This window comes from Rheinheimera aquimaris, assembly GCF_020531985.1.
In the GTDB taxonomy this organism is placed as follows: domain Bacteria; phylum Pseudomonadota; class Gammaproteobacteria; order Enterobacterales; family Alteromonadaceae; genus Alishewanella; species Alishewanella aquimaris.
The window spans coordinates 605,397-627,613 of record NZ_JAJAVQ010000004.1 but is presented as its reverse complement, the minus strand read 5'-3'; the positions used below and the strand labels follow the sequence as shown (position 1 = coordinate 627,613).

The 22,217-nt window shown below is 50.0% G+C and carries 24 protein-coding genes and 4 tRNA genes; 19 read left to right on the top strand and 9 right to left on the bottom strand.

Features of this window, described 5'->3' with window-relative positions:
- Positions 1–115: 115 nt before the first annotated feature.
- The 3 genes from LHL18_RS15460 to hxpB all read left to right on the top strand — a co-directional run bounded on the left by LHL18_RS15460 (position 116) and on the right by hxpB (position 2,319).
- Complete coding sequence (locus LHL18_RS15460) at positions 116–850, top strand: class I SAM-dependent methyltransferase (RefSeq protein WP_226767710.1); 735 nt, start codon at positions 116–118, stop codon at positions 848–850.
- Between the two features lie 68 nt (positions 851–918).
- Entirely contained in the window at positions 919–1,608 is a 690-nt protein-coding gene (locus LHL18_RS15455) for a tRNA-uridine aminocarboxypropyltransferase (protein WP_226767709.1), read from the top strand.
- A 27-nt stretch (positions 1,609–1,635) separates the two neighbouring features.
- Entirely contained in the window at positions 1,636–2,319 is a 684-nt protein-coding gene (gene hxpB / locus LHL18_RS15450) for a hexitol phosphatase HxpB (protein ID WP_226767708.1), read from the top strand.
- On the opposite strand, the gene LHL18_RS15445 is transcribed toward hxpB, so the two are convergent.
- Positions 2,271–3,053 carry an alpha/beta fold hydrolase gene (locus tag LHL18_RS15445; RefSeq protein WP_226767707.1) on the bottom strand — a complete coding sequence of 261 codons (783 nt, stop codon included), beginning with the start codon at positions 3,051–3,053 and terminating at the stop codon, positions 2,271–2,273. The genes hxpB and LHL18_RS15445 overlap by 49 nt on opposite strands.
- 18 nt (positions 3,054–3,071) lie before the next feature.
- On the bottom strand, positions 3,072–4,085 hold the full coding sequence (locus LHL18_RS15440; RefSeq protein WP_226767706.1) for a M14 family zinc carboxypeptidase: 1,014 nt from the start codon (positions 4,083–4,085) through the stop codon (positions 3,072–3,074).
- A 182-nt stretch (positions 4,086–4,267) separates the two neighbouring features.
- On the opposite strand from LHL18_RS15440, the gene LHL18_RS15435 reads away from it, so the two are divergent.
- The 4 genes from LHL18_RS15435 to LHL18_RS15420 all read left to right on the top strand — a co-directional run bounded on the left by LHL18_RS15435 (position 4,268) and on the right by LHL18_RS15420 (position 7,609).
- Positions 4,268–5,317 carry a sensor histidine kinase gene (locus LHL18_RS15435; RefSeq protein ID WP_226767705.1) on the top strand — a complete coding sequence of 350 codons (1,050 nt, stop codon included), beginning with the start codon at positions 4,268–4,270 and terminating at the stop codon, positions 5,315–5,317.
- Entirely contained in the window at positions 5,317–6,399 is a 1,083-nt protein-coding gene (locus LHL18_RS15430; protein ID WP_226767704.1) for a sensor histidine kinase, read from the top strand. The genes LHL18_RS15435 and LHL18_RS15430 overlap by 1 nt, the downstream gene beginning before the upstream one ends.
- On the top strand, positions 6,386–7,120 hold the full coding sequence (locus LHL18_RS15425; protein ID WP_226767703.1) for a LytR/AlgR family response regulator transcription factor: 735 nt from the start codon (positions 6,386–6,388) through the stop codon (positions 7,118–7,120). The genes LHL18_RS15430 and LHL18_RS15425 overlap by 14 nt, the downstream gene beginning before the upstream one ends.
- A gap of 147 nt (positions 7,121–7,267) precedes the next feature.
- A complete protein-coding gene (locus tag LHL18_RS15420; protein ID WP_134056905.1) occupies positions 7,268–7,609 on the top strand; it encodes a DUF3718 domain-containing protein in 342 nt (113 codons plus the stop codon).
- Between the two features lie 44 nt (positions 7,610–7,653).
- On the opposite strand, the gene kdsA is transcribed toward LHL18_RS15420, so the two are convergent.
- The 6 genes from kdsA to hemA form a co-directional block, all read right to left on the bottom strand.
- Positions 7,654–8,502 carry a 3-deoxy-8-phosphooctulonate synthase gene (gene kdsA, locus LHL18_RS15415; protein WP_226767702.1) on the bottom strand — a complete coding sequence of 283 codons (849 nt, stop codon included), beginning with the start codon at positions 8,500–8,502 and terminating at the stop codon, positions 7,654–7,656.
- A gap of 42 nt (positions 8,503–8,544) precedes the next feature.
- A complete protein-coding gene (locus LHL18_RS15410; RefSeq protein WP_226767701.1) occupies positions 8,545–8,925 on the bottom strand; it encodes a SirB2 family protein in 381 nt (126 codons plus the stop codon).
- A gap of 51 nt (positions 8,926–8,976) precedes the next feature.
- Positions 8,977–10,536: a DUF3369 domain-containing protein gene (locus LHL18_RS15405; RefSeq protein WP_226767700.1), complete on the bottom strand. Its 1,560-nt coding sequence runs from the start codon at positions 10,534–10,536 to the stop codon at positions 8,977–8,979.
- Between the two features lie 95 nt (positions 10,537–10,631).
- Entirely contained in the window at positions 10,632–11,465 is an 834-nt protein-coding gene (gene prmC, locus LHL18_RS15400; protein ID WP_226767699.1) for a peptide chain release factor N(5)-glutamine methyltransferase, read from the bottom strand.
- The gene (gene prfA, locus LHL18_RS15395) at positions 11,466–12,557 is read right to left on the bottom strand and encodes a peptide chain release factor 1 (protein WP_134056913.1); all 1,092 of its coding nucleotides are present in this window, start codon (positions 12,555–12,557) and stop codon (positions 11,466–11,468) included.
- Positions 12,558–12,575: 18 nt separating this feature from the next.
- A complete protein-coding gene (hemA, locus tag LHL18_RS15390) occupies positions 12,576–13,823 on the bottom strand; it encodes a glutamyl-tRNA reductase (RefSeq protein ID WP_226767698.1) in 1,248 nt (415 codons plus the stop codon).
- 89 nt (positions 13,824–13,912) lie between these two features.
- Between hemA and lolB the strand changes: the two genes are divergently transcribed.
- The 8 genes from lolB to ychF all read left to right on the top strand — a co-directional run bounded on the left by lolB (position 13,913) and on the right by ychF (position 19,830).
- Positions 13,913–14,521, top strand: coding sequence for a lipoprotein insertase outer membrane protein LolB (gene lolB, locus LHL18_RS15385; RefSeq protein WP_226767697.1), 609 nt, complete (start codon positions 13,913–13,915; stop codon positions 14,519–14,521).
- Complete coding sequence (gene ispE / locus LHL18_RS15380; protein ID WP_226767696.1) at positions 14,518–15,363, top strand: 4-(cytidine 5'-diphospho)-2-C-methyl-D-erythritol kinase; 846 nt, start codon at positions 14,518–14,520, stop codon at positions 15,361–15,363. The genes lolB and ispE overlap by 4 nt, the downstream gene beginning before the upstream one ends.
- 79 nt (positions 15,364–15,442) lie before the next feature.
- The gene (locus LHL18_RS15375; RefSeq protein ID WP_240783744.1) at positions 15,443–16,378 is read left to right on the top strand and encodes a ribose-phosphate pyrophosphokinase; all 936 of its coding nucleotides are present in this window, start codon (positions 15,443–15,445) and stop codon (positions 16,376–16,378) included.
- Between the two features lie 148 nt (positions 16,379–16,526).
- A complete protein-coding gene (locus LHL18_RS15370; protein WP_226767695.1) occupies positions 16,527–16,871 on the top strand; it encodes a thiol-disulfide oxidoreductase DCC family protein in 345 nt (114 codons plus the stop codon).
- The gene (locus LHL18_RS15365) at positions 16,861–17,301 is read left to right on the top strand and encodes a DUF3429 domain-containing protein (RefSeq protein ID WP_226767694.1); all 441 of its coding nucleotides are present in this window, start codon (positions 16,861–16,863) and stop codon (positions 17,299–17,301) included. The genes LHL18_RS15370 and LHL18_RS15365 overlap by 11 nt, the downstream gene beginning before the upstream one ends.
- A 189-nt stretch (positions 17,302–17,490) precedes the next feature.
- Positions 17,491–18,096, top strand: coding sequence for a 50S ribosomal protein L25/general stress protein Ctc (locus LHL18_RS15360; protein WP_134056925.1), 606 nt, complete (start codon positions 17,491–17,493; stop codon positions 18,094–18,096).
- The gene (gene pth, locus LHL18_RS15355) at positions 18,096–18,698 is read left to right on the top strand and encodes an aminoacyl-tRNA hydrolase (RefSeq protein WP_226767693.1); all 603 of its coding nucleotides are present in this window, start codon (positions 18,096–18,098) and stop codon (positions 18,696–18,698) included. The genes LHL18_RS15360 and pth overlap by 1 nt, the downstream gene beginning before the upstream one ends.
- Positions 18,699–18,738: 40 nt before the next feature.
- The gene (gene ychF / locus LHL18_RS15350; RefSeq protein ID WP_134056929.1) at positions 18,739–19,830 is read left to right on the top strand and encodes a redox-regulated ATPase YchF; all 1,092 of its coding nucleotides are present in this window, start codon (positions 18,739–18,741) and stop codon (positions 19,828–19,830) included.
- 76 nt (positions 19,831–19,906) lie between these two features.
- Here the strand turns inward: ychF and LHL18_RS15345 are convergent, their stop codons facing one another.
- Positions 19,907–21,232, bottom strand: a complete 1,326-nt coding sequence (locus tag LHL18_RS15345) for a methyl-accepting chemotaxis protein (RefSeq protein ID WP_226767692.1) — start codon at positions 21,230–21,232, stop codon at positions 19,907–19,909.
- Between the two features lie 296 nt (positions 21,233–21,528).
- Here LHL18_RS15345 and LHL18_RS15340 point away from each other — a divergent pair.
- From LHL18_RS15340 to LHL18_RS15325, 4 genes are all read left to right on the top strand, one after another.
- Positions 21,529–21,605, top strand: a tRNA-Met gene (locus tag LHL18_RS15340).
- Positions 21,606–21,625: 20 nt separating this feature from the next.
- Positions 21,626–21,710: transfer RNA gene (locus LHL18_RS15335), tRNA-Leu, on the top strand.
- Positions 21,711–21,740: 30 nt separating this feature from the next.
- Positions 21,741–21,815 (top strand) — tRNA-Gln (locus LHL18_RS15330).
- Positions 21,816–21,869: 54 nt separating this feature from the next.
- Positions 21,870–21,944, top strand: a tRNA-Gln gene (locus tag LHL18_RS15325).
- Positions 21,945–22,217: the final 273 nt, after the last annotated feature.

The window sequence follows — 22,217 nt, the reverse complement described above, 5'->3', positions numbered from 1 at the left end:
CAGCAATATTGCCCCGCCTGCCACATTTTCACGTCCGGCCGCACCAATTTGCTGCTGCACCTGCTTGCAGGCGGTCACGCTGGGGTCGTTTCCCGACTAATAAGGCAGCAAAATTATGTACCGTATATTATTAGCAATAACCCTAGTATTGACTCATGCCCAGCTGATAGCGTGCGAGCTTAAACTTGATGACGCCGCGCGCAGCGACGCCGATAAAATACGTGATGCGGCCAGTTTACCCTGTGAGATGGCAACATTATTGCCTCTGCAGCAGGGTGATACCGTCTTGGATCTACTCGGGGGCGGCGGCTATTTCAGTGAATTGCTGGCGCAACAAGTCGGCAAAACCGGCAAGGTTCTGCTGCATAACAACAAGGCTTATTTACCTTATGTCGGCAAGCAACTTGAAACCAGGCTGGCAAAGAACCGGTTAAGCAATGTTGAGCGACTGGATGCCGAAGTGGACGCATTACCGCTTAAACCCGACAGTATTGATGCGGTGTACTTTATTATGGGTTATCACGATATGTATCATGTCAGTGATGGCTGGCAGATAAACCCGCAGCAACTGATGAAACAAATATACATCGCACTGAAACCCGGTGGCCGTATGCTGGTGGTAGATCATAATGCTGCAGCGGGTAGCGGAGTTAGCGCAGCACAAGAATTACACCGCATTGAAGCCGCTTATGTTAGCCAAGAGCTGCAAGGTTTTGGTTTTAATCTGGTCACGGACAGTACTGTGCTTGCCAACCGCAATGATGACTACAGCAAGTCAGTATTCGATCAATTGGTTCGCGGCAAAACAGATCGCTTTGTCCTGGTAGTAGAAAAACCCACCGCGCGGTGATACAAGCCAATTGCCCTGACGTAAAAAGCGGCTAAAATAGCGCCCTGTCAACTCAATGCGGGGCGCTTGTGTCACATCTTAATTCTGTACTATCGCTTCGCGCTCGCGAACTGGCCAAAGCCACAAGGGTATTTAATGCCCGCGGCAGTAAAGTAAAACGCTGCGACACGTGTTTACTGCCCAGGACAGATTGTATCTGCACTGCCCGACCCAATGTTGTAAGCAAAAGTGCTTTTTGTTTTATCATGTACACCGGTGAATGTTATAAACCCAGTAATACCGGCCGCATTATTGCTGATGTCATAACCGACAATCATGCCTATGTTTGGGACAGAACCCGACCAGATCCTGCGATGCTGGCGTTATTAGTCAATGACAACTACGCACCTGTAGTGGTATTTCCGCAGCAATATGCCGATGCAGAGCGCTGCATTGACAGCCCGCTGACACTACCGGCCGTGCAGCAGGGTAAAACACCGCTGTTTGTGATGCTGGACGGTACCTGGCGCGAGGCAAAAAAAATGTTTAAAAGCCCCTATCTGGCGACAATGCCGGTGCTGGGCATTCAACCGCAGCAGGCATCGAGCTATGCGCTGCGCGAAGCGGCACATCTGCATCAGCTTTGTACGGCAGAAGTGGCAATAGAAATACTTAAACTGGCCGAAGATGACGCCGCTGCCACAGCGTTGCAACAGTATTTTGCTACTTTTCGCAGTGCCTATATTGCCGGTAAACCACATTTGAGCCTGACAGACTGATTCAGGCCAAACGCTAACGGGAGCATTATGATCCAGGCAGTTATTTTTGATATGGACGGTGTGCTGATTGATTCAGAGCCGATGTGGCAACAGGCCGAGCTTGAGGTGTTCAGTAGCCTTGGCGTAACCATTTGCCCCAAGCGCCAACAACAAACCGTTGGTATGACAACCAAACTGGTCACCGCACACTGGTATCAGCAATCACCGTGGTCGTCTATGTCGTTAGACGAAGCAGAACAAGCAGTGTTACAGCAGGTAGCAACACAAATTAACGCCGCTGGTGTGCCGAAAAAAGGCTTGCTGCGGCTGTTGGATCATTTGCGTCAGGCTGAATTGCCGGTAGGTTTGGCCACCAACTCGCCCGGCTTTTTAATGGATACCACGCTGCAAAAGTTACAGATCCGGCCTTATTTCAGCACCTGCTGCAGTGTTGAAATGGTCACTGAAGGTAAACCGGCACCGGATATTTATCTGCTGGCGGCGAAAAATCTGGGTGTTGCGCCAGAGCACTGCCTGGTATTTGAAGACTCTTTCACCGGCATGACTGCCGCCAAAGCTGCCGGTATGAAGGTTTGCGCCTTACCAGCCGAACACGACTGGCACCATAGCAAGTTTGATGCTGCCGATATGAAACTGCGCTGCTTGAGCGAGCTGGATTTCACTCAGTTAAACCTGCGCTCTGCACTGTCAAATGAGCGCAGCTGCTGCTGATAACGCTGCACCAGCCACGGCGCATCATCCAGCGGTAAATCGTGCCCGGCCCACGGATGCTGTATATGCTGCGCCTGCCAGTGGCGGACTAAATCGACACTGCATTGTGGGCTCACCAGCCGATCCTGCATACTGCTGATAAGCAGCAGCGGGCATTGTGGCTTAGCGGTTACCTTAAAGCGGCTCGCCGCCCACAGCTGGCGCAGTGCATTGTCCGTACTGACCGGACACTGCTGCTGCCAGCGCTGCCAATCAGGCAAAATGTGTGAATGCTTAGCTGTGTTATTGCTGGTGAGTGCCAGGATCAGCTGCTCGCGCTGCATGGCGCTGGCAAACAGAGTACTTACTATGCGCGGATAGTTCCGCCAGTTCAGCCGCCGGTAAAAGGGCGACAACGGCCTGGCACTGCTGTTGATAAGCGTGAGAGATGCCACTTCTTGCGGATAGCTAAGTGCCCAGTCCAGCGCCAACATACCGCCAAGCGAAATCGCCAGCAGGTGCACCCTGCCACTGAATTGCGGTTCAACCAGCAGTTGCTGACGCACCGACTGGCGCAGTGCGCTGATATGACACGGCGAGCGCTGCTGAAAAAGCTCACCACAACCGGCAAAGTTCAGACTCAATACCGGATTGGGTAACGCCGCCTGCAGCAACGGTTTAAACTCGCCCCAATGGCGCTGCTCGCGCATTAAGCCGCGGATCAACAGTACCGGCGTGGTATCAACAGTGTGCATCGTTGCGACCTTCTGTATTTAGTACCACAGCGCTTTTGCCTCGGCTGACAGCGCATCAGCGTTGGCCAGCGGTAACCAGTTCTGATAGGACATAGTGCTGTTAATCAAAAAATTAATCAGGATCAAATGGCTGCGCAGCACCCGTTTTACCCGGTGCGGTTTCACCGGATGGAACATGCCAAGCGACGACAGTAACTGAAACGGGTTTTTGCGCACCCAGTTCCACGACCCCATCTCCAGCGTCAACGGCAACATCATGCTCTGTTGCGTCTGAGCTAAATCGTACAGGTAGTCCCATAAATCACCATGACACAGATAATGCTGCGACTGCGGCTCAAAAATGTAGTTCTGGTGCGGATAGCTTTGAAATAACAGTTGCCGTAAGCGGTACATTTCGGCCAGATGTGCTATCGGTTGCCGCTTGCTTTTCGCATAAGGAAACCATAACCGGTCTGTAGTACCAAAGCCGGAATGACAATCCAGCACCAGCGAAAACGGCCTGTCGAACAGCTCTCGCTGAATAAAATTGACCAGCGCCTGGCTTTCAGCTTCCATAAGCTCTGCATTACCGCGATGCCACGGAATCGCCCGGCTGATCCGCTGCCCGCCTACCAGCCAGGCTGCACCTTCGGTGCAGTCTACCGGGGCATTACGCATTAAATCGACACTATTGCCATTGGCACGCCAGCCATTGGCCATGCCGGCAGGGTTTAGCAGCGGAATAAAATAAATACAGCAATGCTCCAGCGTATGCTGCAGGCATAAGTCCCAGGGTAAACGGTTTAGCAAGGTTTGCAGGTAAGCCAGCACCACCTGAGTGCCAATACGTTCCAGACCGTGTACGCCACCGACCAGCACAACAGCGGGTAGCGCTTTATCCTGTTTGCCCAGTGCCAGTGCGTACACCGGCAGCTTTTCTGTCATGTGCGGCACTTTTGTCAGCACTTGTGTACGCAGCTGCGCCGGCGCCTGCGCAATCATCTGTTGCAACTGCAACAACTCTGGCAGCATAGTGTCAGTCTCGCTATACAACCGTCGTGCTCCCGGTAATGAAGTTTATATGACAGCATACCCGACGCGCCCGGCACAAAAATGGCAGTTTTATGAATATTCACAGCAGCTTTGCCCCGGATTTTCATCCGGTTATCCAGCGCTTAGCGCAAAAACACCGCTATCGCTTATACTGAACCTCAGTTTATCCACCGGTGCGCGTTATGCCCTTTATCAGCCTGAGTAAGTTATTGCGTTTTAACCTGTACTACTGGTGTGCAATTTTCAGCCTGGGACTACTAAGCTCCTGGCATAATGCCCTGATACATAACAAAGAATTTGAGTGGCGCTACCTACCCACTATGCTGGCCAGCGAGATGGTGGCCATGCTGCTGACGGCTATCGTAGTGGTATGGTCTTACCGGCGAATCCAGCAGCAATTCTTTGCTAACTGGCAACTGCTTGCCGGTGTGGCGCTGGTGGCACTGATTTATATACCGGCTGAAAACGCCTTCTGGATGGTGCTGTGGGATAAAGATATTATTGATATGCGTATGCTGATCGGCAACCTGGATACCTCAGTGCTGGCATTTTTTGTCTGGGCGGCCTGTTACCTTACTGTGCTGATTAACCAGCAGCAGCTGGCCCGCGAGGCCGAAACCAGCCAGCTCAGCCAGAAAATTCAGCAGCTTGAACTGCAGGCATTAAGCCATCAGTTGAACCCACACTTTACCTTTAATGCGTTAAATTCAGTCTGTGCACTGCTGGAAGCTGAGCGCTACGATGATGCAGAAATCATGTCGGAACAACTGGCCACCTTTTTACGTTATTCGCTGAGCAAGTCGCCGGATAGCCTGGTACAGCTGGCAGACGAATTATCGGCCATCAATGCTTATCTGCAGCTGCAGAAAACCCGTTTTGGTGACAAGCTGAAAGTTAACTGGCAAATTGATGAGTCATTAAAGCAACAACGGATCCCTGCGCTGCTGCTGCAGCCTCTGGTTGAAAATGCCATCAAGTATGCCGTCGCCACCCGTCAGCAAGGTGCCACTATTACTATCGGGGGTACACGCCGGCAAAATAGCGTTCATCTGCAGGTTTCTGATGACGGCCCGGGTTCTGAACTGGCCGCACCGGCACAAAGTTCTGGTGTTGGCCTGGACAATATCCGTAACCGCTTGCTACAACACTTTGGCGCCGACGCCCGGCTGGATATCGGGGCAACACCGCAAGGCTTTACCGTTGATATCAGCTTACCCTGGCAGAGCGCCTGATGGCAGCGATAAGTCTTTCGGCTTCCAGAGCCGGTCATTTCTGGTACTGGCACACCATGTTCTGGCTCAGCTACCTGTTGGTAAAGTTTATCCACCTGGCCGTACTGGTGCCGCTGCAAAATGAAGCTGCCTGGCCTTATCTGTGGATATACAGCCTGATAACGCTGATACATTTTACGGTTACCGGTTTGCTCGGCCAGCACGAATTACACCAGCCCCGTCCATTCCGGCAGCAGCTTCGCCGTTTACTGGCGGTATTGTTGCCGCTGTGGCTACTGATGGTAGTGCTGCGGCAAAGCCTGATTATGGCTTATGCATCAGAGACAATGACAGATGTCAGTTCACCGCTTAAGTATCTGCAGGCGTTTTCGCTGGTGCTATTGCCACTCGCTGGCTGGCTGGCGGTATTTATGCTGATAAAAAGCAACCAGCTATATTACAGCGGCTTTTTAAAACAGCAGGAACTGGCCAGGCAGGCCCGGCAAGCCCGGCTTAAAGTGCTGCGCTATCAGCTTAACCCGCACTTTATGTTTAATACGTTAAATGCGCTGAATGCGCTTATTGTGCAGCGAAGTGGGCTGGCGGCGGAGCAACTGATTGAGTACTTATCAACTTACCTGCGCCATTCACTGAAGAATCAGCATGACAACTTTATCCCGCTGCAGCAGGAGCTGGATGCGTTATCGGCTTATATGGCCATTCAGCAAATCCGCTTTGGCCAGCGACTGCAATTAAACTGGCAGTTACCGGCCAAAGTTCCGGCACTGAATTTCCCACCGCTGTTGCTGCAGCCGCTGGCAGAAAATGCTATTCAATACAGTGTTGCAGAGCTAAGTGGTGACGTGCTGCTGCATATTGATGTTCGCGTGCAGGACAACAAACTACAGATCACATTGGCGCAAGAGGGCGCCACAGCTGAAGGCGGCTGGCCTGATACGCAGCGACCCACAAACTTACTTAACCTGGCCGAGCGCTTGCAGCTATTGTTTGGTGACAAAGCGCACTTGCTGCTAAGCCAGAGTGCAAATGGCTTCTACAGCCAGATCAGTTTACCGACGGAGGCCCTGGATGGCAGCGCTTAATGTAATTATCGCCGACGACGAACCTTTAGCAATCAGTAACTTAAAAGCGAAGCTGGCAGTTTACCCCAACCTTGACATTGTCGCTTGTTTTGACAATGGCGACGACACCCTGGCATTTTTGCAAACAGCAACAGACATAGATCTGGTGTTTCTCGATATTCAGATGCCCGGTATCAAGGGTATTGAAATTTTAAAACAAGCTGGCAAAGCCTCGGCGATGACGCCGCCACTGTTTATTCTGGTAACAGCTTATGAGCAGTTTGCGTTCTCAGCCTTTGAGCACTTCGCTTTTGATTATCTGCTCAAGCCGGTATCGCGCCAGCGTCTGGCGCAAACACTGCTTGATGCCAGAACGGCACTGGACAAACAACCTGTTGCAGCAACACCCAGCCACAAATTAACCTTTAAAACCGGCGCTTCAACGCTGCTGCTGGATGACGTTGAGATCTTACTGATTGAGGCTGCCGGCAATTACATGTGTATTCACACGCTAAACGAGACAGTGGTGATCCGTGAAACGATGAAAGAATTGCTGCAGCGTCTGCCGGAGCAGTTTGTTCAGGTACACCGTTCGACCTTACTTAACCTGCATCATGTGCACAAAGTTCAGCCACACAACAATGACTACCAGTTTATTCTGACTAACGGCAAATTGGTCAGTGCGTCAAGACGCTACAAAATGAACTGGGCAGAGCAGCTGAGCGCCCTGCCACAAAGCTGAATTCACCGCTCATCCCTACCCGGCGCCGCCTTATCACTTAGTACCATCGGCGCCACCTCTTACCCCAACACAGCGGTCACAGCCCCTGCTCCCTGCCAGAATATCGTTATGGCAAACGCCATGTTTCCCACAGCAGAGGACAGCACAATGAAAACCGCAATTTTATTCGCAGTATCTCTGGCAAGCGCCAGTTTGGCAGTACCGGCAACCGCCGGCGATTATCAGAAAGATGGTTATTTATACAAAGCCTTGGTGCAGGTATGTACCGATACCGCTGAAGATGACCGTTTAGGCCTACACAAAACGTTAAAATCGCACTATATCAGCAAGCAGGACGCGGTAGAGCGGATTGTATGCAACGGTCAGCAATTAATGGATTTTGCCCGGGCTAATCAGGCGGTAAAAGTCACCCGCATGCTGCAACCTTATGAAGATCGTATCAAAGGTAAAGTCACTATTCAGGATGTGGCGGCATCAGCAGCTAACTAACGGGGTAAAGGGGACAGCTGATGTATGCTGTCCCGCCTTCATAATCAGTTCGCGGCAGTATCAAGCGGCGCAAAGCTTTTGACTAAATCATCTACTGCCTTCATTTGCAGCAAATAATCTTCCAGTTTGGCCAGCGGCAACGCACAGGGGCCGTCACATTTAGCCTGGTTCGGATCCGGGTGTGCTTCAATAAATAATCCTGCCAACCCCAGCGCCATACCCGAGCGGGCCAACTGAGCCGCCTGCGCCCGACGACCATCGGCAGAGCTCTCCCGGCCGCCTGGTTTTTGCAGCGCATGGGTGGCATCGAAGATCACCGGCCCATATTGCTTCATTTCATCCATGCCCAGCATATCAACAACCAGATTGTTATAACCGAAGCAGCTGCCGCGCTCACACAGGATAACCTTATCGTTACCGGCTTCTTTAAACTTGGTAATAATATGGCGCATTTCATGCGGTGCCAGAAACTGTGGCTTTTTCACGTTGATCACCGCGCCGGTTTTCGCCATGGCGACAACCAAATCAGTCTGGCGTGCCAAAAACGCAGGCAACTGGATCACATCGACCACTTCCGCAACCGGTGCAGCCTGAAAAGGTTCATGCACATCCGTAATAAGCGGTACATCGAAGGTCTGCTTAATTTCCTGAAAAATCTTCAGGCCTTCTTCCAAACCAGGCCCACGGTAAGAATGCACCGACGAGCGGTTAGCTTTATCAAATGATGCTTTGAACACATAAGGGATACCCAACCTGGTAGTCACTTCTTTATAGTGCTCGGCAATACGCATAGCTAAATCACGCGATTCCAGCACATTCATGCCACCAAACAGAACAAAGGGCAGATGGTTAGCCACCTGCGTGGTGCCAACCTGAATAATTTGCGCAGTCATAATGTATCTCAGTTAAATAGCAGGCAAACCGCCTGCAAAGTCTCATAAAGCAGTTAAAAATACCGCTTGTTTGGTAATCGCTACCCGCGCTGCCAGCCCCAGCCAGCCTAAAGCACCTAAGAAGCAGATCCAGCGGATAGCGGCGGTACGGCCTTTAAAGGCCATCACGCCCAGTGCAATATAAGCCAGTACAGCAATCAGCTTTTCTGTCAGCCAGGTATGCACGAACGGGTACTGCTGCAACGTCAGCATCAGCATCACTGCGCTGACTAACAACAGAGTATCTATTACATGGGGCGCAATTTTGAAAAACTTACGCTGCAGCAGCGCTGCCGGTTTTAAACTCATTGCATAGCGCAACAGGAAAAAACTCACACTTAATGCCACCATTAACAGGTGAAAATGCTTATAAGCCATATACATAAACGCTGATCCTTCCATATCAAAAAAACAGCCAGCATAAGCTGGCTGCAGTTAGTCATCGCTGTCCGGGTATTTTTGCAGTATTGCCTCCAGTTTGTCGACCCGGCTTTTAAATATTTCTACCAGTTTGGGGTCAAACTGCTTACCCGATTCCGCCACTATCAGCGCCATCACCTGCTCCAGCGACCAGGCCGATTTGTAACAGCGCCGGTGCCGCAGGGCGTCATACACATCAGCCAGTGCCGCTATTCGGCCGTATATATGAATGTCTTCACCTTTTTTGCCGGCAGGATAGCCGGTACCGTCCCATTTTTCATGATGATCCTGCGCAATCACAGCGCCAGCCTGAATAATCGGCCGCTTAGAATCTTTGAGGATTTCATACCCGATACTGGCGTGAGTTTTCATCACCTCCCATTCCTGGCCGTGCAATTTGGACGGCTTATTTAAAATGCCATCCGGAATGCCTACCTTGCCAACATCATGTAACGGCGCTGCAAACATCAACCTTTCGGCATCTTCTTCCGATAAACCATAGGCTTTAGCCAGCTCGTAACAGATAAACGCCACGCGTTTAACGTGATTACCGGTTTCAATAGAACGGTGCTCTACCGCTTCACTTAAGCGGTAAACAATCTCACGCTGGGTGTCTTCTATTTCATGCTGCAGTTGCACATTTTCATAGGCTATCTGCACATTTTGCGAGAACAGCTCAATAAGCTTTTTCTGACTCTCACTGATAATGCCGGGTAAACCGGAGATATACAGCAGCGAGCCGTGGGTAAACTTGCTGGTGCAATACGCCACCAGATAATTATCCCGATACACTATACCGCGTGATTTCAGCGCAGCTTCAAAAGCATCCAACAGCTCTGGTGCCAGAACTTCCTGCACTGGCTTGCCTTCTTTGCTTTCAAACTCGCCCTGACCGGCAAATACCACTAATTTGTGTGGATCGGCCACTTCACCGCTGATATTACCGGCCACCAGCGATGAGCTGACGATTAACGCATCTTCGCCGCAGCCCAGTATTGATGTCAGTTGCTGCAATACACCATCGATAAACTGCTCCATCGAGTGCGATGAAAATAAGTCCGCTGAGGCATTTATAATTTTTTCCAGCCCCATGCGGCTTTGTTCCAGTGACAGAATATCGCGGTACGAACGCAGGCTGGACATGATCACAGTGAACAGTTTCTGTGCTGTCAGTTCGGTTTTGGATTTGTAGTCATTGATATCGTAATTAATGATGACCTGTCGCTCCGGCGCCTGCCCCGGCTGACCGGTACGCAAAATAATACGTACGTGCTCGTTGTGTAGCTGCTCGCGGATATAGCTGGCCACCAGCAAACCGGCGTCGTCCGTTTCCATCACCACATCGAGCAGCATAACGGCAGCATCAGGATGCTGTTCAATCAGCTTTTTCGCTTCACTGCCGGAATAAGCACTAAAAAACGTCAGGTTTTTACCCTGAAACGTAAAGTCACTCAGCGCCAGCTTGGTCACAGCATGTACTTCAGGCTCATCATCAACAATCAGTACTTTCCAGCTGCCATTTAATGCCGGTTCGACGTGTTCGGGTTCTTCAGCAAATAAAAATTCATCATTCATCCGCTTTTCCTTAGCGCTTATTCTGGATAAATCTCAGTGACTAAGTTATATGCCGGATCACGAACGCGGTCAAAGGAAACTGCTAAAAACAGCGCTCAGCCGCGCCAGTAGCCACCGCTGATACGCCAGTTGTCGCCGTAATCACGCTTCGAACAAACCTGGTCAAAACCAGCTTGCTGCAGCAACAGCCTTACTGCATCAGCCTGATCGTAACCATGCTCCAACCATAGCCAGCCGTCCGGATTCAGATAACGGCCTGCAATAGAGACAATGTGTTTAATATCAGCCAGGCCTTGATCTGCCGCAGTAAGCGCGCTTAGAGGTTCAAAGGTTAATGCCGCCAGATGTGGGTCAATAGGGTCAATATAGGGGGGGTTACTGACAATTAAGTCAAACCGCTGCCCGCCAAGCTCGCTAAACCAATTACTTTGCAGTACCCGGCAATTATCAAGTTTAAGCGCACTGCGGTTATGTTCAGCCAGGGCAACAGCATCAGCAATGTAATCCACCGCCGTCAGTTGCCAGTCGGGTCTGTTATGCGCCAGTGCCAGCGCAATCGCACCGGTACCCGTGCCTAAATCCAACACCTTCGCCTGCCTGGGTAACATCAGACTAAGCGCCTGCTCAACCAGAATTTCGGTATCGGGGCGGGGGATCAAGGTTGATGGCGACACAGCTAACCGTAGATCAAAAAAGTGCCAGTAACCAAACAGATACGCCAGCGGCTGGCCTTGCAGTCGTTTACTGACAATATCGTCCAGCAGCGAAAGTTCACTAGCAGTCAACTGCCGCTCCGGATAACTGTACAGATAACTGTTGCTGACTTGCAGCACATGGCACAGGCATAAACGTGCGTCGATGTCCGGCGTTTGGCTAAGCACAGCAAACTGCTGCTGTGCCTGTTTCAGCCAGGCAGCTAACGTCAGCACTTAGCGGTTCTCGTCGGCCAGCGCTGCCAATAAGTCGGCCTGATGCTCTTGCTTTAATGGTTCCAGCACCTGGTCCAAATCACCTTCCATTACTTCATTTAAGCGGTAAATGGTCAGGTTGATACGATGATCAGTTAACCGGCCTTGCGGGAAGTTGTAGGTACGGATCCGCTCTGAACGATCGCCACTACCGACTAATGAGCGCCGGGTTGACTCTTCTGCTAAGCGACGTTTTTCATCTTCCGCCGCCTGAATGCGTGAGGCTAATACACTCATCGCCCGGGCACGGTTTTTATGCTGCGAGCGCTCGTCCTGACACTCGACCACTATACCGGTTGGCAAGTGAGTAATACGGATAGCAGAGTCGGTACGGTTAACGTGCTGACCACCGGCACCGGAGGCTCGGTAGGTATCCACTTTCAGATCGGCAGGGTTAATTTCAATCGCTTCGCTCTCCGGAATTTCCGGCATGATAGCGACGGTACAGGCCGAGGTATGTACCCGCCCTTGTGATTCTGTTGCCGGTACACGCTGCACCCGGTGACCGCCTGATTCAAATTTCAGCGTACCGTAAGCACCTTCGCCCTGTACGCTGGCAATAATTTCTTTATAGCCGCCGTGCTCACCATCACTGGCGCTGATCACTTCAAGTTTCCAGCGCTGCTTTTCGGCAAAGCGGCTATACATCCTAAACACATCACCGGCAAAAATAGCCGCCTCATCGCCACCGGCACCGGCGCGGATCTCTAGGAAACAGCTGTTATTGTCGTTAGGGTCTTTGGGCAGCAACAGAATTTGCAGCTGTTGATCCAGCTGTTCAATACGCTCCTTTGCCGCTTTATATTCTTCCTGCGCCATTTCGCGCATATCAGGATCGCTGTCTTTTTGCATTTCTTCAGCAGAGGCTAAATCTTGCTGTGCCTGCTGGTAATCAGCAAAAGCTTTACTGATATCTTCCAGTTGACTGTATTCCTTAGACAACTCGCGGAATTTTGTCTGATCGCTAATCACAGATGCGTCGCTCAGCAGCGCCTGCACTTCTTCGTAGCGCTCTGCCAGACCTTCCAGCTTGCGGTATACCGATTCTTTCATGGTGTTTTATGTGCCTGATTACAGATCTAACAAAGTGTTGATCAAAGTTTGTTTATTCAGTTCATCATCCTGGCCTAACTGGCGGATGGCTTTTGTCGGGCTGTGCATCAGCCGGTTAGTCAGTTTGGTTGACAGCTCTGACAGCACTTTTTCGGCGTCTTGCCCTGCGTTTAATTGGTTTACCGCTTTTGCCAGTAAGTCGGTGCGCACCAGCTCGCAGCGCTGACGGTAATCGCGCACCCAATCAACACTGCCCTGCAGTGTCAGCCACTGGGCAAATTCGGCCGCGCCCAAACTTATCATCTGACGTGCCTGCTCTGCTGCCTGCTGCCGGTTATTCAGATTTTGCTCTACAATCGACTGCAAATCGTCCACAGTATACAGATAAGCATCTTCAAGCTCTGTCACCTGCTGCTCAATATCACGCGGCACAGCCAAATCAACCAGAAACATCGGTTTATGCTTACGCTGTTTCAGTGCCTGCTCCACCATACCTTTACCCACTATCGGCAAAGTGCTGGCGGTAGAGCTTATCACCACATCGGCCTCGGCCAACTGGCTAGGTACCTGCGCCAGTGTTATCGCGGCAGCATTAAACTGCTGGGCCAGTTGCACTGCCCTCTCATAGGTGCGATTAGCCACAACCAGGCAGCCGGTACCCTGCTCCTGCAGGTGCTTTGCCACCAGTTCAATGGTTTCACCTGCACCTATCAGCAGCACCTTTACTTTGCTCAGATTGCCGAAAATCTGCTTCGCCAGACTGACTGCAGCAAAGGCCACAGACACAGCATTAGCACCAATATCGGTTTCAGTACGCACCTGCTTTGCAACGGCAAAGGTTTTCTGGAACAAACGCTCAAACTGCGGGTTAACGGTGCCAGCACTGCGCGCCTGATTATAAGCCTGCTTTACCTGACCTAAAATTTGCGGCTCGCCCAGTACCAGTGAATCCAGCCCTGAAGCCACTTGCATTAAATGCTCTGCTGCGGCATTGTCCTGGTGCAAATACAGATGCGGCTGCAGTTCAGTGCCATCCAACGCATGAAATTGCGCAAGCCAGGCAATTACCTGTTCCGCTTGGGTAGCTGTGCCGTTAAAATACAATTCGGTGCGGTTACAGGTAGATAAAATCACCGCATCTGAAATACTGGTTAAGGTCGTCAGCTCACGCAAGGCTTCGGGCAACTGTTCAGGCGCAAAAGCGACTTGTTCGCGCAAGGCCACGGGCGCCGTTTTATGATTAATGCCAAGAGCGAAAATGGCCATCACCTGTATGTTCAGAATTATCAGGGGGCGAATTGTACAAAAAGCCCCAACTTAATAAAAGCTAAGAAAGCTAAGCGAAGGACTTTAGTGTGGCCCAGCCGATGTTACGCCCGTTGTTAGTCAGTATTTTTCTTCTGTGGTTAAGCGGCTGTACTGTGCTGCAGCAACAGCGCCCGGTTGAAGCGCCGCTTAATATGTCAGAACGTGAGCAGCAATTAACCGCAATGCAGCAGTTCAGCTTGCAGGCCAGTGTTGGTGTAAAAAGCCCCGCTGAATCAATAAGCGGCAATCTGCGCTGGCAGCAGAAAAACAACACTGAATATCATGCCCGGCTGAGTAACTTTCTTGGTATCAGTCTGTTTGAGCTGACACAGGACAGCAGTGGCAGCGAGATCCAGATTAAAGGTGAGAGTTACCGGGCCGCCGATACCAGCACCCTGCTATTGCAATTATCCGGTTGGTCGATGCCATTACAGGATATGCCGCTATGGCTACGTGGCTTGCCCGGTAGTAATGGCCGCGATGTCCAGCGTGATGAGTTTGGCCGCATAGTGTCGTTTAACCTGACAGACAGCACCGGCATTATCTGGCAGCTTGAGTACCAGAGCTTTTTCAGCGACAGCCTGGCCTTACCCAAACGTATTTTGCTTAGTAGCAGCGATAGCCAAATCAAAGTTGTAATCAGGAGCTGGCAATGACAACGATTACTTTGCCTGCAGTGGCGAAACTGAACCTGTTTTTACATATCACCGGCCGCCGTACAGATGGCTACCACAACCTGCAAACGTTGTTTCAACTGCTTGATAGCGGTGATGAACTGACCTTTACCTTGCGTGACGACAGTGACATAGTGCTTAGTTGCAATGATGCTGCCCTGGTAAACGAGCAGAATCTGGTGCTGCGCGCGGCACATATGTTGCAGCAATACAGCAGTTGCACAAAGGGCTGCGATATTTACCTGGATAAACAATTGCCAATGGGAGGCGGTTTAGGTGGTGGGTCCTCTGATGCTGCGACTACACTGCTTGGCCTGAATAAATTATGGCAACTGGGCCTTAGCAATGATGAGCTGGCAGCACTGGGGCTAAAATTGGGCGCCGATTTACCGTTATTTGTGCGTGGCCGAACCTCCTTTGCCGAAGGCGTTGGCGAAAAATTACAGCCGGTAGATTTACCCGAGCGCGTTTACCTTGTCGTTACACCAGATTGTCATATCAGCACCGCTGAAATATTCCAACACCCTGATTTAATTAGAGACACACCTTGCATCAGTGCAGAGCAGGTGTTAACAGCACACTGGCAAAATGACTGCCAGCCACTGGTCGAGAGGCTCTACCCTATTGTTGCAATAACCTTACAGTGGTTGGTAGAATACGCGCCGTGTCAAATGACGGGTACTGGCGCCAGTGTGTTCGCCGCATTCCCGGACCAGACCAGTGCTCAGCATGCCCTGGCGCATTTACCACCGTCCTGCCGTGGTTTTATTGCAAAAGGGGTCAACCAGTCACCTGTGTGGGCTGCGTTGGCAGATACCGAATAAGTAACTGCAGCGGTGCTATTGCCGCTGTGAATTGATAAACCGGACTCAACACTGCCCTGAGGATCCTACCGTGCCTGACATGAAGGTTTTCGCTGGTAACGCCATACCAGAACTCGCAAGTAAAATCGCCAGCCGCCTGTATATCAAACTTGGAGATGCCGAAGTCGGCCGTTTCAGTGATGGCGAAGTCAGCGTTCAGATCAATGAAAACGTGCGTGGTTCTGATGTCTTTATTATTCAGTCTACCTGCGCACCAACCAACGATAACCTGATGGAACTGATTGTTATGGTAGACGCGCTGCGTCGTGCTTCTGCCGGCCGTATTACAGCGGTAATGCCATACTTCGGTTATGCCCGTCAGGACCGTCGCGTGCGTTCAGCCCGGGTACCTATCACGGCTAAAGTCGTCGCTGATTTCTTATCCAGCGTTGGTGTAGACCGCGTTTTAACAGTAGATCTGCACGCTGAGCAGATTCAGGGTTTCTTCGATGTACCGGTAGATAACGTATTCGCCAGCCCTGTGCTGCTTGATGATATGCGTAAAAAAGCCTTTACCTCGCCGGTAGTCGTATCGCCGGATATCGGTGGTGTAGTGCGTGCCCGTGCTATCGCTAAACTGCTGAACGACGCCGATTTAGCCATTATCGATAAACGTCGGCCGAAAGCCAACGTTGCCCAGGTGATGCATATCATCGGTGATGTAAAAGACCGCGATTGTATTATCGTTGACGACATGATTGATACCGGCGGCACTTTATGTAAAGCGGCTGAAGCGTTAAAAGAGCAAGGTGCTAAACGTGTATTTGCTTATGCTACACACCCGGTTTTCTCTGGCACCGCCGCGCAAAACATCGCTAACTCAGTAATTGACGAATTAATCGTGACTGACACTATTCCGCTTACAGCAGAGATGAAAGCGGTGAGCAAAGTGCGCCAGTTAACCTTAAGCGAAATGCTGGCCGAATGTATCCGCCGTATCAGCAACGAAGAATCTATCTCTTCAATGTTTGACTAACAGCACAGTATTTAAAAAAGGCGCCTGATGGCGCCTTTTTTATTCGCTATACACACCAGATTGCGACAACCGCAATAGCTGCACTGTTACTGATCTAAAATCTGCTCAAAGCGTATCTGCAGTTACCAGTGTTTTGTCAGAGTAAGCAATGGATAAACTGTTTTATGACGGCAGCTGCCGCCTGTGCCGGCGTGAAATCAACTGGCTGGCATCTAAACTGCTCCCGCAGCTTGAGCTTGTTGATATCAGTGCAGCTCACTTTACCGGCTTTGCCGGCGTCAGCAAAAGCGCGATGATGCAGAGAATCCATTTATGGCATCAAGATCACTTTATTACCGGTTTTGACGCCACTTTGCACTATTGGCACCTTGCAGGACACCATTGGCTGGTAGCCTTTTTGCGCCTAGCTCCCTGCTACTGGCTGGCGACGAAAGCCTACTCATACTGGGCAGCAAAAAGAAGCAAATGTGGACGTGATAACTGTGCGATATAACACTCTGCTCGGGTATGCCGGCCTTATCCCGTTTATTCTATTACCGCTGTTGTATGTAAAACCACTACTGTTAAGCCCGGAGCAGGTACTTGAGCTTTATGGCCTCTACAGCGCACTTATTTTGGGTTTTATGGCAGGTGTCTTATGGCCTGTTTTACACAACCAAACACCAGCACCGGAAAAAGCCTGGCATCTGCCGTTGGCTGCTGTGATGTTTCCAATCTTAAGCTTTATCGCGCTGTTGTGCGCCAGACCTTACTTTTTGCCGCTACAGGCTTGCCTGTTCGTGCTGCTACGTTTAAGTGAATATCGACTTGGAATTAACCGGCAATACAGTAAAAACTACCGAGCACTCCGTAACCGACTCACTACGGTGGTTTTGTTAAGCCATTTAAGCCTGAGTTGGTTAATATCAATACATACTGGTTAGCCACTGACATCCGCTGAATTTTCACCGCCATCATGTGAATGACCACATTATCAATGCCCTGTTGTCTTTCCGACACCTTAACAATTGCAGCTAAGCGGCACTGGTGGTAATATGTCGCGCCCCCGAAACGGGGCGTCCAGCCTGAGACTGGTCGCAAGTCTTGGGATACTTAAATTTTTGGAGTACATCATGTCTGATGCAATCTTTACATTAAATGCAGAAGTCCGTACTGACTCGGGGAAAGGTGCGAGCCGCCGCCTGCGTCACGAAGACAAAGTTCCAGCCATCATTTACGGTGGTAGCAAAGCCCCTGTTTCTATCACCTTAGAGCACTCTAAGCTGTTAAAAGCACAAAGCTTCGAAGCGTTTTACTCGCACATTCTGACGATCAAAGTGGGCAAAGAAGACGTTAAAGCTATCGTTAAAGCGATGCAGCGTCACCCGTTCAAGCCACGCATTATGCACGTTGACTTCCAACGCGTTGAAGCTGGCCAGGAACTGCACACTGTAGTGCCTGTTCACTTCGTTAACGAAGAAGCAGCCGTTAAGAAAGGTGGCGTAGTTGTTCACGCTGCTAACGAAGTAGAAATCTCTTGTCTGCCGAAAGACTTACCAGAGTTTATCGAAGTTGACATGAGCGATGTTGAAGTGGGTGCTCACCTGCACTTATCTGACATCAAAGCACCAAAAGGTGTTACTTTCGTTCAGTTAGCGAAAGGTCAGGACTTAGCCGTTGTTTCTGTGAACAAACCAGCTGGTAAAGCAGCTGACGCAGAAGAAACTGCCGCTGAGTAATGTCTGATAAGACTCAATCAGCCATTCAGTTGATTGTGGGCCTGGGGAATCCGGGCCCGGAATACAGCCAGACCCGGCACAATGCCGGTGTCTGGTTTGTTGAACAACTGGCACGAAGCTTTAACGTCAGTTTAAAAAGCGAACCGAAATTCTTCGGTCATACCGGCAAGTTTGTAGCAGCCGGGCAAGAATACAAACTTCTTATCCCCTCCACCTTTATGAACCTGAGCGGTAAAGCCGTACTGGCGATGACGCAATTTTATAAACTGGCACCGGAAAATGTATTAGTAGCGCATGATGAAATGGCGCTGGAGCCGGGTATTGCCAAGTTTAAACTAGGTGGTGGCCACGCCGGGCATAATGGCCTGCGCGATATTATTTCCCGTTTTGGTAATAACCAGAATTTTTACCGTTTGCGCTTAGGCATTGGCCATCCGGGCCATAAAGATAAAGTCACGGGTTATGTGTTGGGTAAAGCCCCAGCCGGTGAGCAAAAACTTATTGAACAAACGATAGATGAAGCAGTGTCATGCTTTGATATTCTGGCTAAAGATGGCCTGATTAAAGCGCAGAACCGCTTACACAGTTTTAAAGCCGGCTAAACCAGCCGCCGTTAATTACAGCACGCAAAGGATACAAATTATGGGTTTCAAATGTGGCATCGTCGGCTTACCAAACGTAGGCAAATCCACGTTATTCAACGCCTTAACCAAAGCAGGCATTGAAGCGGCTAACTTTCCGTTCTGTACTATCGAGCCCAATACCGGCGTAGTGCCAGTTCCCGATCTGCGCTTAGATAAACTGGCAGCTATTGTAAACCCGCAGCGCGTACTGCCGACAACGATGGAATTCGTTGATATCGCCGGTTTAGTTAAAGGCGCGTCCAAAGGTGAAGGTTTAGGTAACAAATTCCTGGCTAACATCCGTGAAACAGATGCCATTGGCCATGTTGTACGCTGCTTTGACGATGACAATATTATTCACGTTGCCGGTAAAATTGACCCGGCTGATGATATCGACACTATCAATATGGAATTGGTACTGTCTGATATGGACAGCGCAGAACGGGCAATTTTGCGCGTTAGCAAAAAAGCTAAAGGCGGCGATAAGGACGCCAAAACTGAAATGGCAGTGTTGGAAAAAGTAAAAGCCCACTTAGAACAAGGCTTAACGCTGCGTCAGCTGGAGCTGGATAAAGAAGAGAAAGCTGCGATAGCGTACATGAACTTCTTAACCATCAAGCCAACCATGTATATCGCCAACGTGACAGAAGACGGTTTTGAAAATAACCCTTATCTGGACATCGTTAAAGCCATTGCCGATAAAGAAAATGCTATCGTGGTGCCAGTCTGTGCAGCCATTGAATCTGAAATTGCTGAACTGGACGATGACGAAAAAGCCGAATTTATGGCTGACATGGGTTTGGAAGAGCCAGGCTTGAACCGCGTTATCCGGGGCGGTTACTCACTGTTAAACCTGCACACCTATTTTACTGCCGGTGTTAAAGAAGTGCGCGCCTGGACTGTTGCTATCGGTGCGACTGCACCACAGGCAGCAGGTGTTATTCACACCGACTTTGAAAAAGGCTTTATCCGCGCTGAAGTAGTCGGTTACGACGACTTTGTGCAGTACAACGGTGAAGCTGGTGCTAAAGAAGCCGGGAAATGGCGTTTAGAAGGCAAAGACTACATCGTAAAAGATGGCGATGTCATGCATTTCCGTTTTAACGTATAAAAGCTGCTACCTCTCTGCCCGACTGGTGCAGAGAGGTTTCCCGTCCATTGTTACTTCACTTGCTGTTACACCAACTCTACTTCGCGATACGGTTAGCGAACTGAGACACCGCAGCGACCACTTTTTGCGCCGCTTCCTGAATATCGTCAATTGTTAACCTGGCCTGGTTAACCAGCTCAGTGACATCTTTTGCCCGCGTCTGACTTGACTCAATAATATCAACCGCACTGCCGGAGAGTTGCTGGTTTCGGCTGACCACCTCGACAATTTCTACTGTCGCAGCACTGGTGCGCGACGCCAGCTGCCGAACTTCATCTGCAACTACGGCAAAGCCTCTGCCCTGCTCACCGGCACGAGCCGCTTCTATTGCCGCATTCAACGCCAGTAAGTTGGTTTGATCGGCAATACTACTGATGCTTTGCACTATGTTACCGATAACCTGCGACTGTTTAGCCAAATCATTGATATTTTCTACTGCCGCCGTCATTTGCTGTTCAAGCTGCCCCATCTTTGCCGTCATATCGTTCATAACGTCAATACCACGACGGGCGCTGTTATCTGTAGCTTTGGACGTATCAAACGCCACCTGAGCTGCTGCAGAGACTTCCTGCTCCTGTTTCACCTGTTCAGTTATCACAGTAGCAAACTTAACAACCTTGTAGTACCTACCTGTCGAGTCTTCAATTGGATTGTAAGATGCCTCCAGCCATACATCTCTGCCAGCCCGATCCAGCCTTTTAAAACGCTGCGCAATAAACTGGCCCTGACCGAGTTTTTGCCAAAATTGCTGATACTCTTTGCTGCCAGCAATATCAGGCGGACAGAACATGCGATGATGTTTACCTTTTATATCTTCCAGGCGATAGCCCATAGCCGCCAAAAATAAATCATTAGCAAAAAGTACATGGCCATCAATGTCGAACTCGATCATCGCTGTAGATCGTTGTATCGCATTAATCATGCTTTCGTATTGCTGTGATGCATCGATGGTTCTGGTCAGGTTATTGGCAAAAACTTCAAAATGATCCAGTTTGTTATGCTTATTAAGCACCGGCGCCACGACCGCCCTTAACCAAAACTGCTGGCCTTTGTGGTTTTCTATCTGCCAGGCACCGACCCAAAACTTATTGCTGTTTAAAGCATTACACATTTTTTTGTAATGTTCGGTATTGCGCAGCAACACTGGAACCAAATCTGCCATATTGCGGCCAAGTAATTGGCTCTGTTCCAACTGTGTTTCTTTGCTGAAGTTGCTGTTAGCTGCTTTGATAATGCCGTTGGTATCCAGTATCAGATACATCAATTGCCCACTAAAACGCTCATTAGCCTGCTTGAGCAGAGTAATTTCTTCTTTAAGGCGGATATTTTCTGCTTTTAAACTACTTCCAAACAAGCCAAACATAGGCTCTCCTGATATAAATTACTGCAAATACTCAGATTGCAAACCAGCGTCTTTAACGTAAAGCAAGGTCATTTAGATCACTATACCAGAAACTAAATTTGCTTATGCTGTATAAGCTACAAAGTTTGTCTGAAGCATAACCAGGTAATTAAGCAATTAGTTTTGTTTAAATTCATAGCAGCATGAGTAAAAAAACAGCAAACAAACATAAGTTACGATTAAGCAGGTAAAAAACGGTTGACGCTATAGGGGCAGTTCTGGATAATACGCGCCACTTGCTTAGGTCAAGTTAGCGTGGCTACATAGCTCAGCTGGTTAGAGCACAGCACTCATAATGCTGGGGTCGCAGGTTCGATTCCCGCTGTAGCCACCACTTTAACTTTACCTGTGCATGCGGGGATGGCGGAATTGGTAGACGCACTGGATTTAGGTTCCAGCGCCGCGAGGTGTGAGAGTTCGAGTCTCTCTCTCCGCACCACTTTAAAAGTGGATGCACACAAGTTTTTGCAGGGGCGTAGCCAAGCGGTAAGGCAGCGGGTTTTGATCCCGCCATGCGTTGGTTCGAATCCAGCCGCCCCTGCCATTAATTTATAATAGGTTGTGTGGTTTTGAAAACGACATGACACGCCCGTTTTGCAGGGGCGTAGCCAAGCGGTAAGGCAGCGGGTTTTGATCCCGCCATGCGTTGGTTCGAATCCAGCCGCCCCTGCCATTAAACAGTAAAACCCAGCTAATGCTGGGTTTTTGCTTTTAAGTGCTTCATCAATTCAAAAGCATTTCTAATTTAGTTAACTTTTGCCGATTACAACATCTTTTGTGCTCACCGCAGCAACTCCCAAATGCTACCGCATTTGCTCAGACACTCTGCGGCTGCGCCAAAAGAGTTCTAATCTGCTACTTAGAGAAGGTTGGAACCCTGCAGCGCGCAGCCATAGAGTGTCTGAGTCCTGCCGCAGGCATAAGGACGAGTTGCTATGGCGAGCAC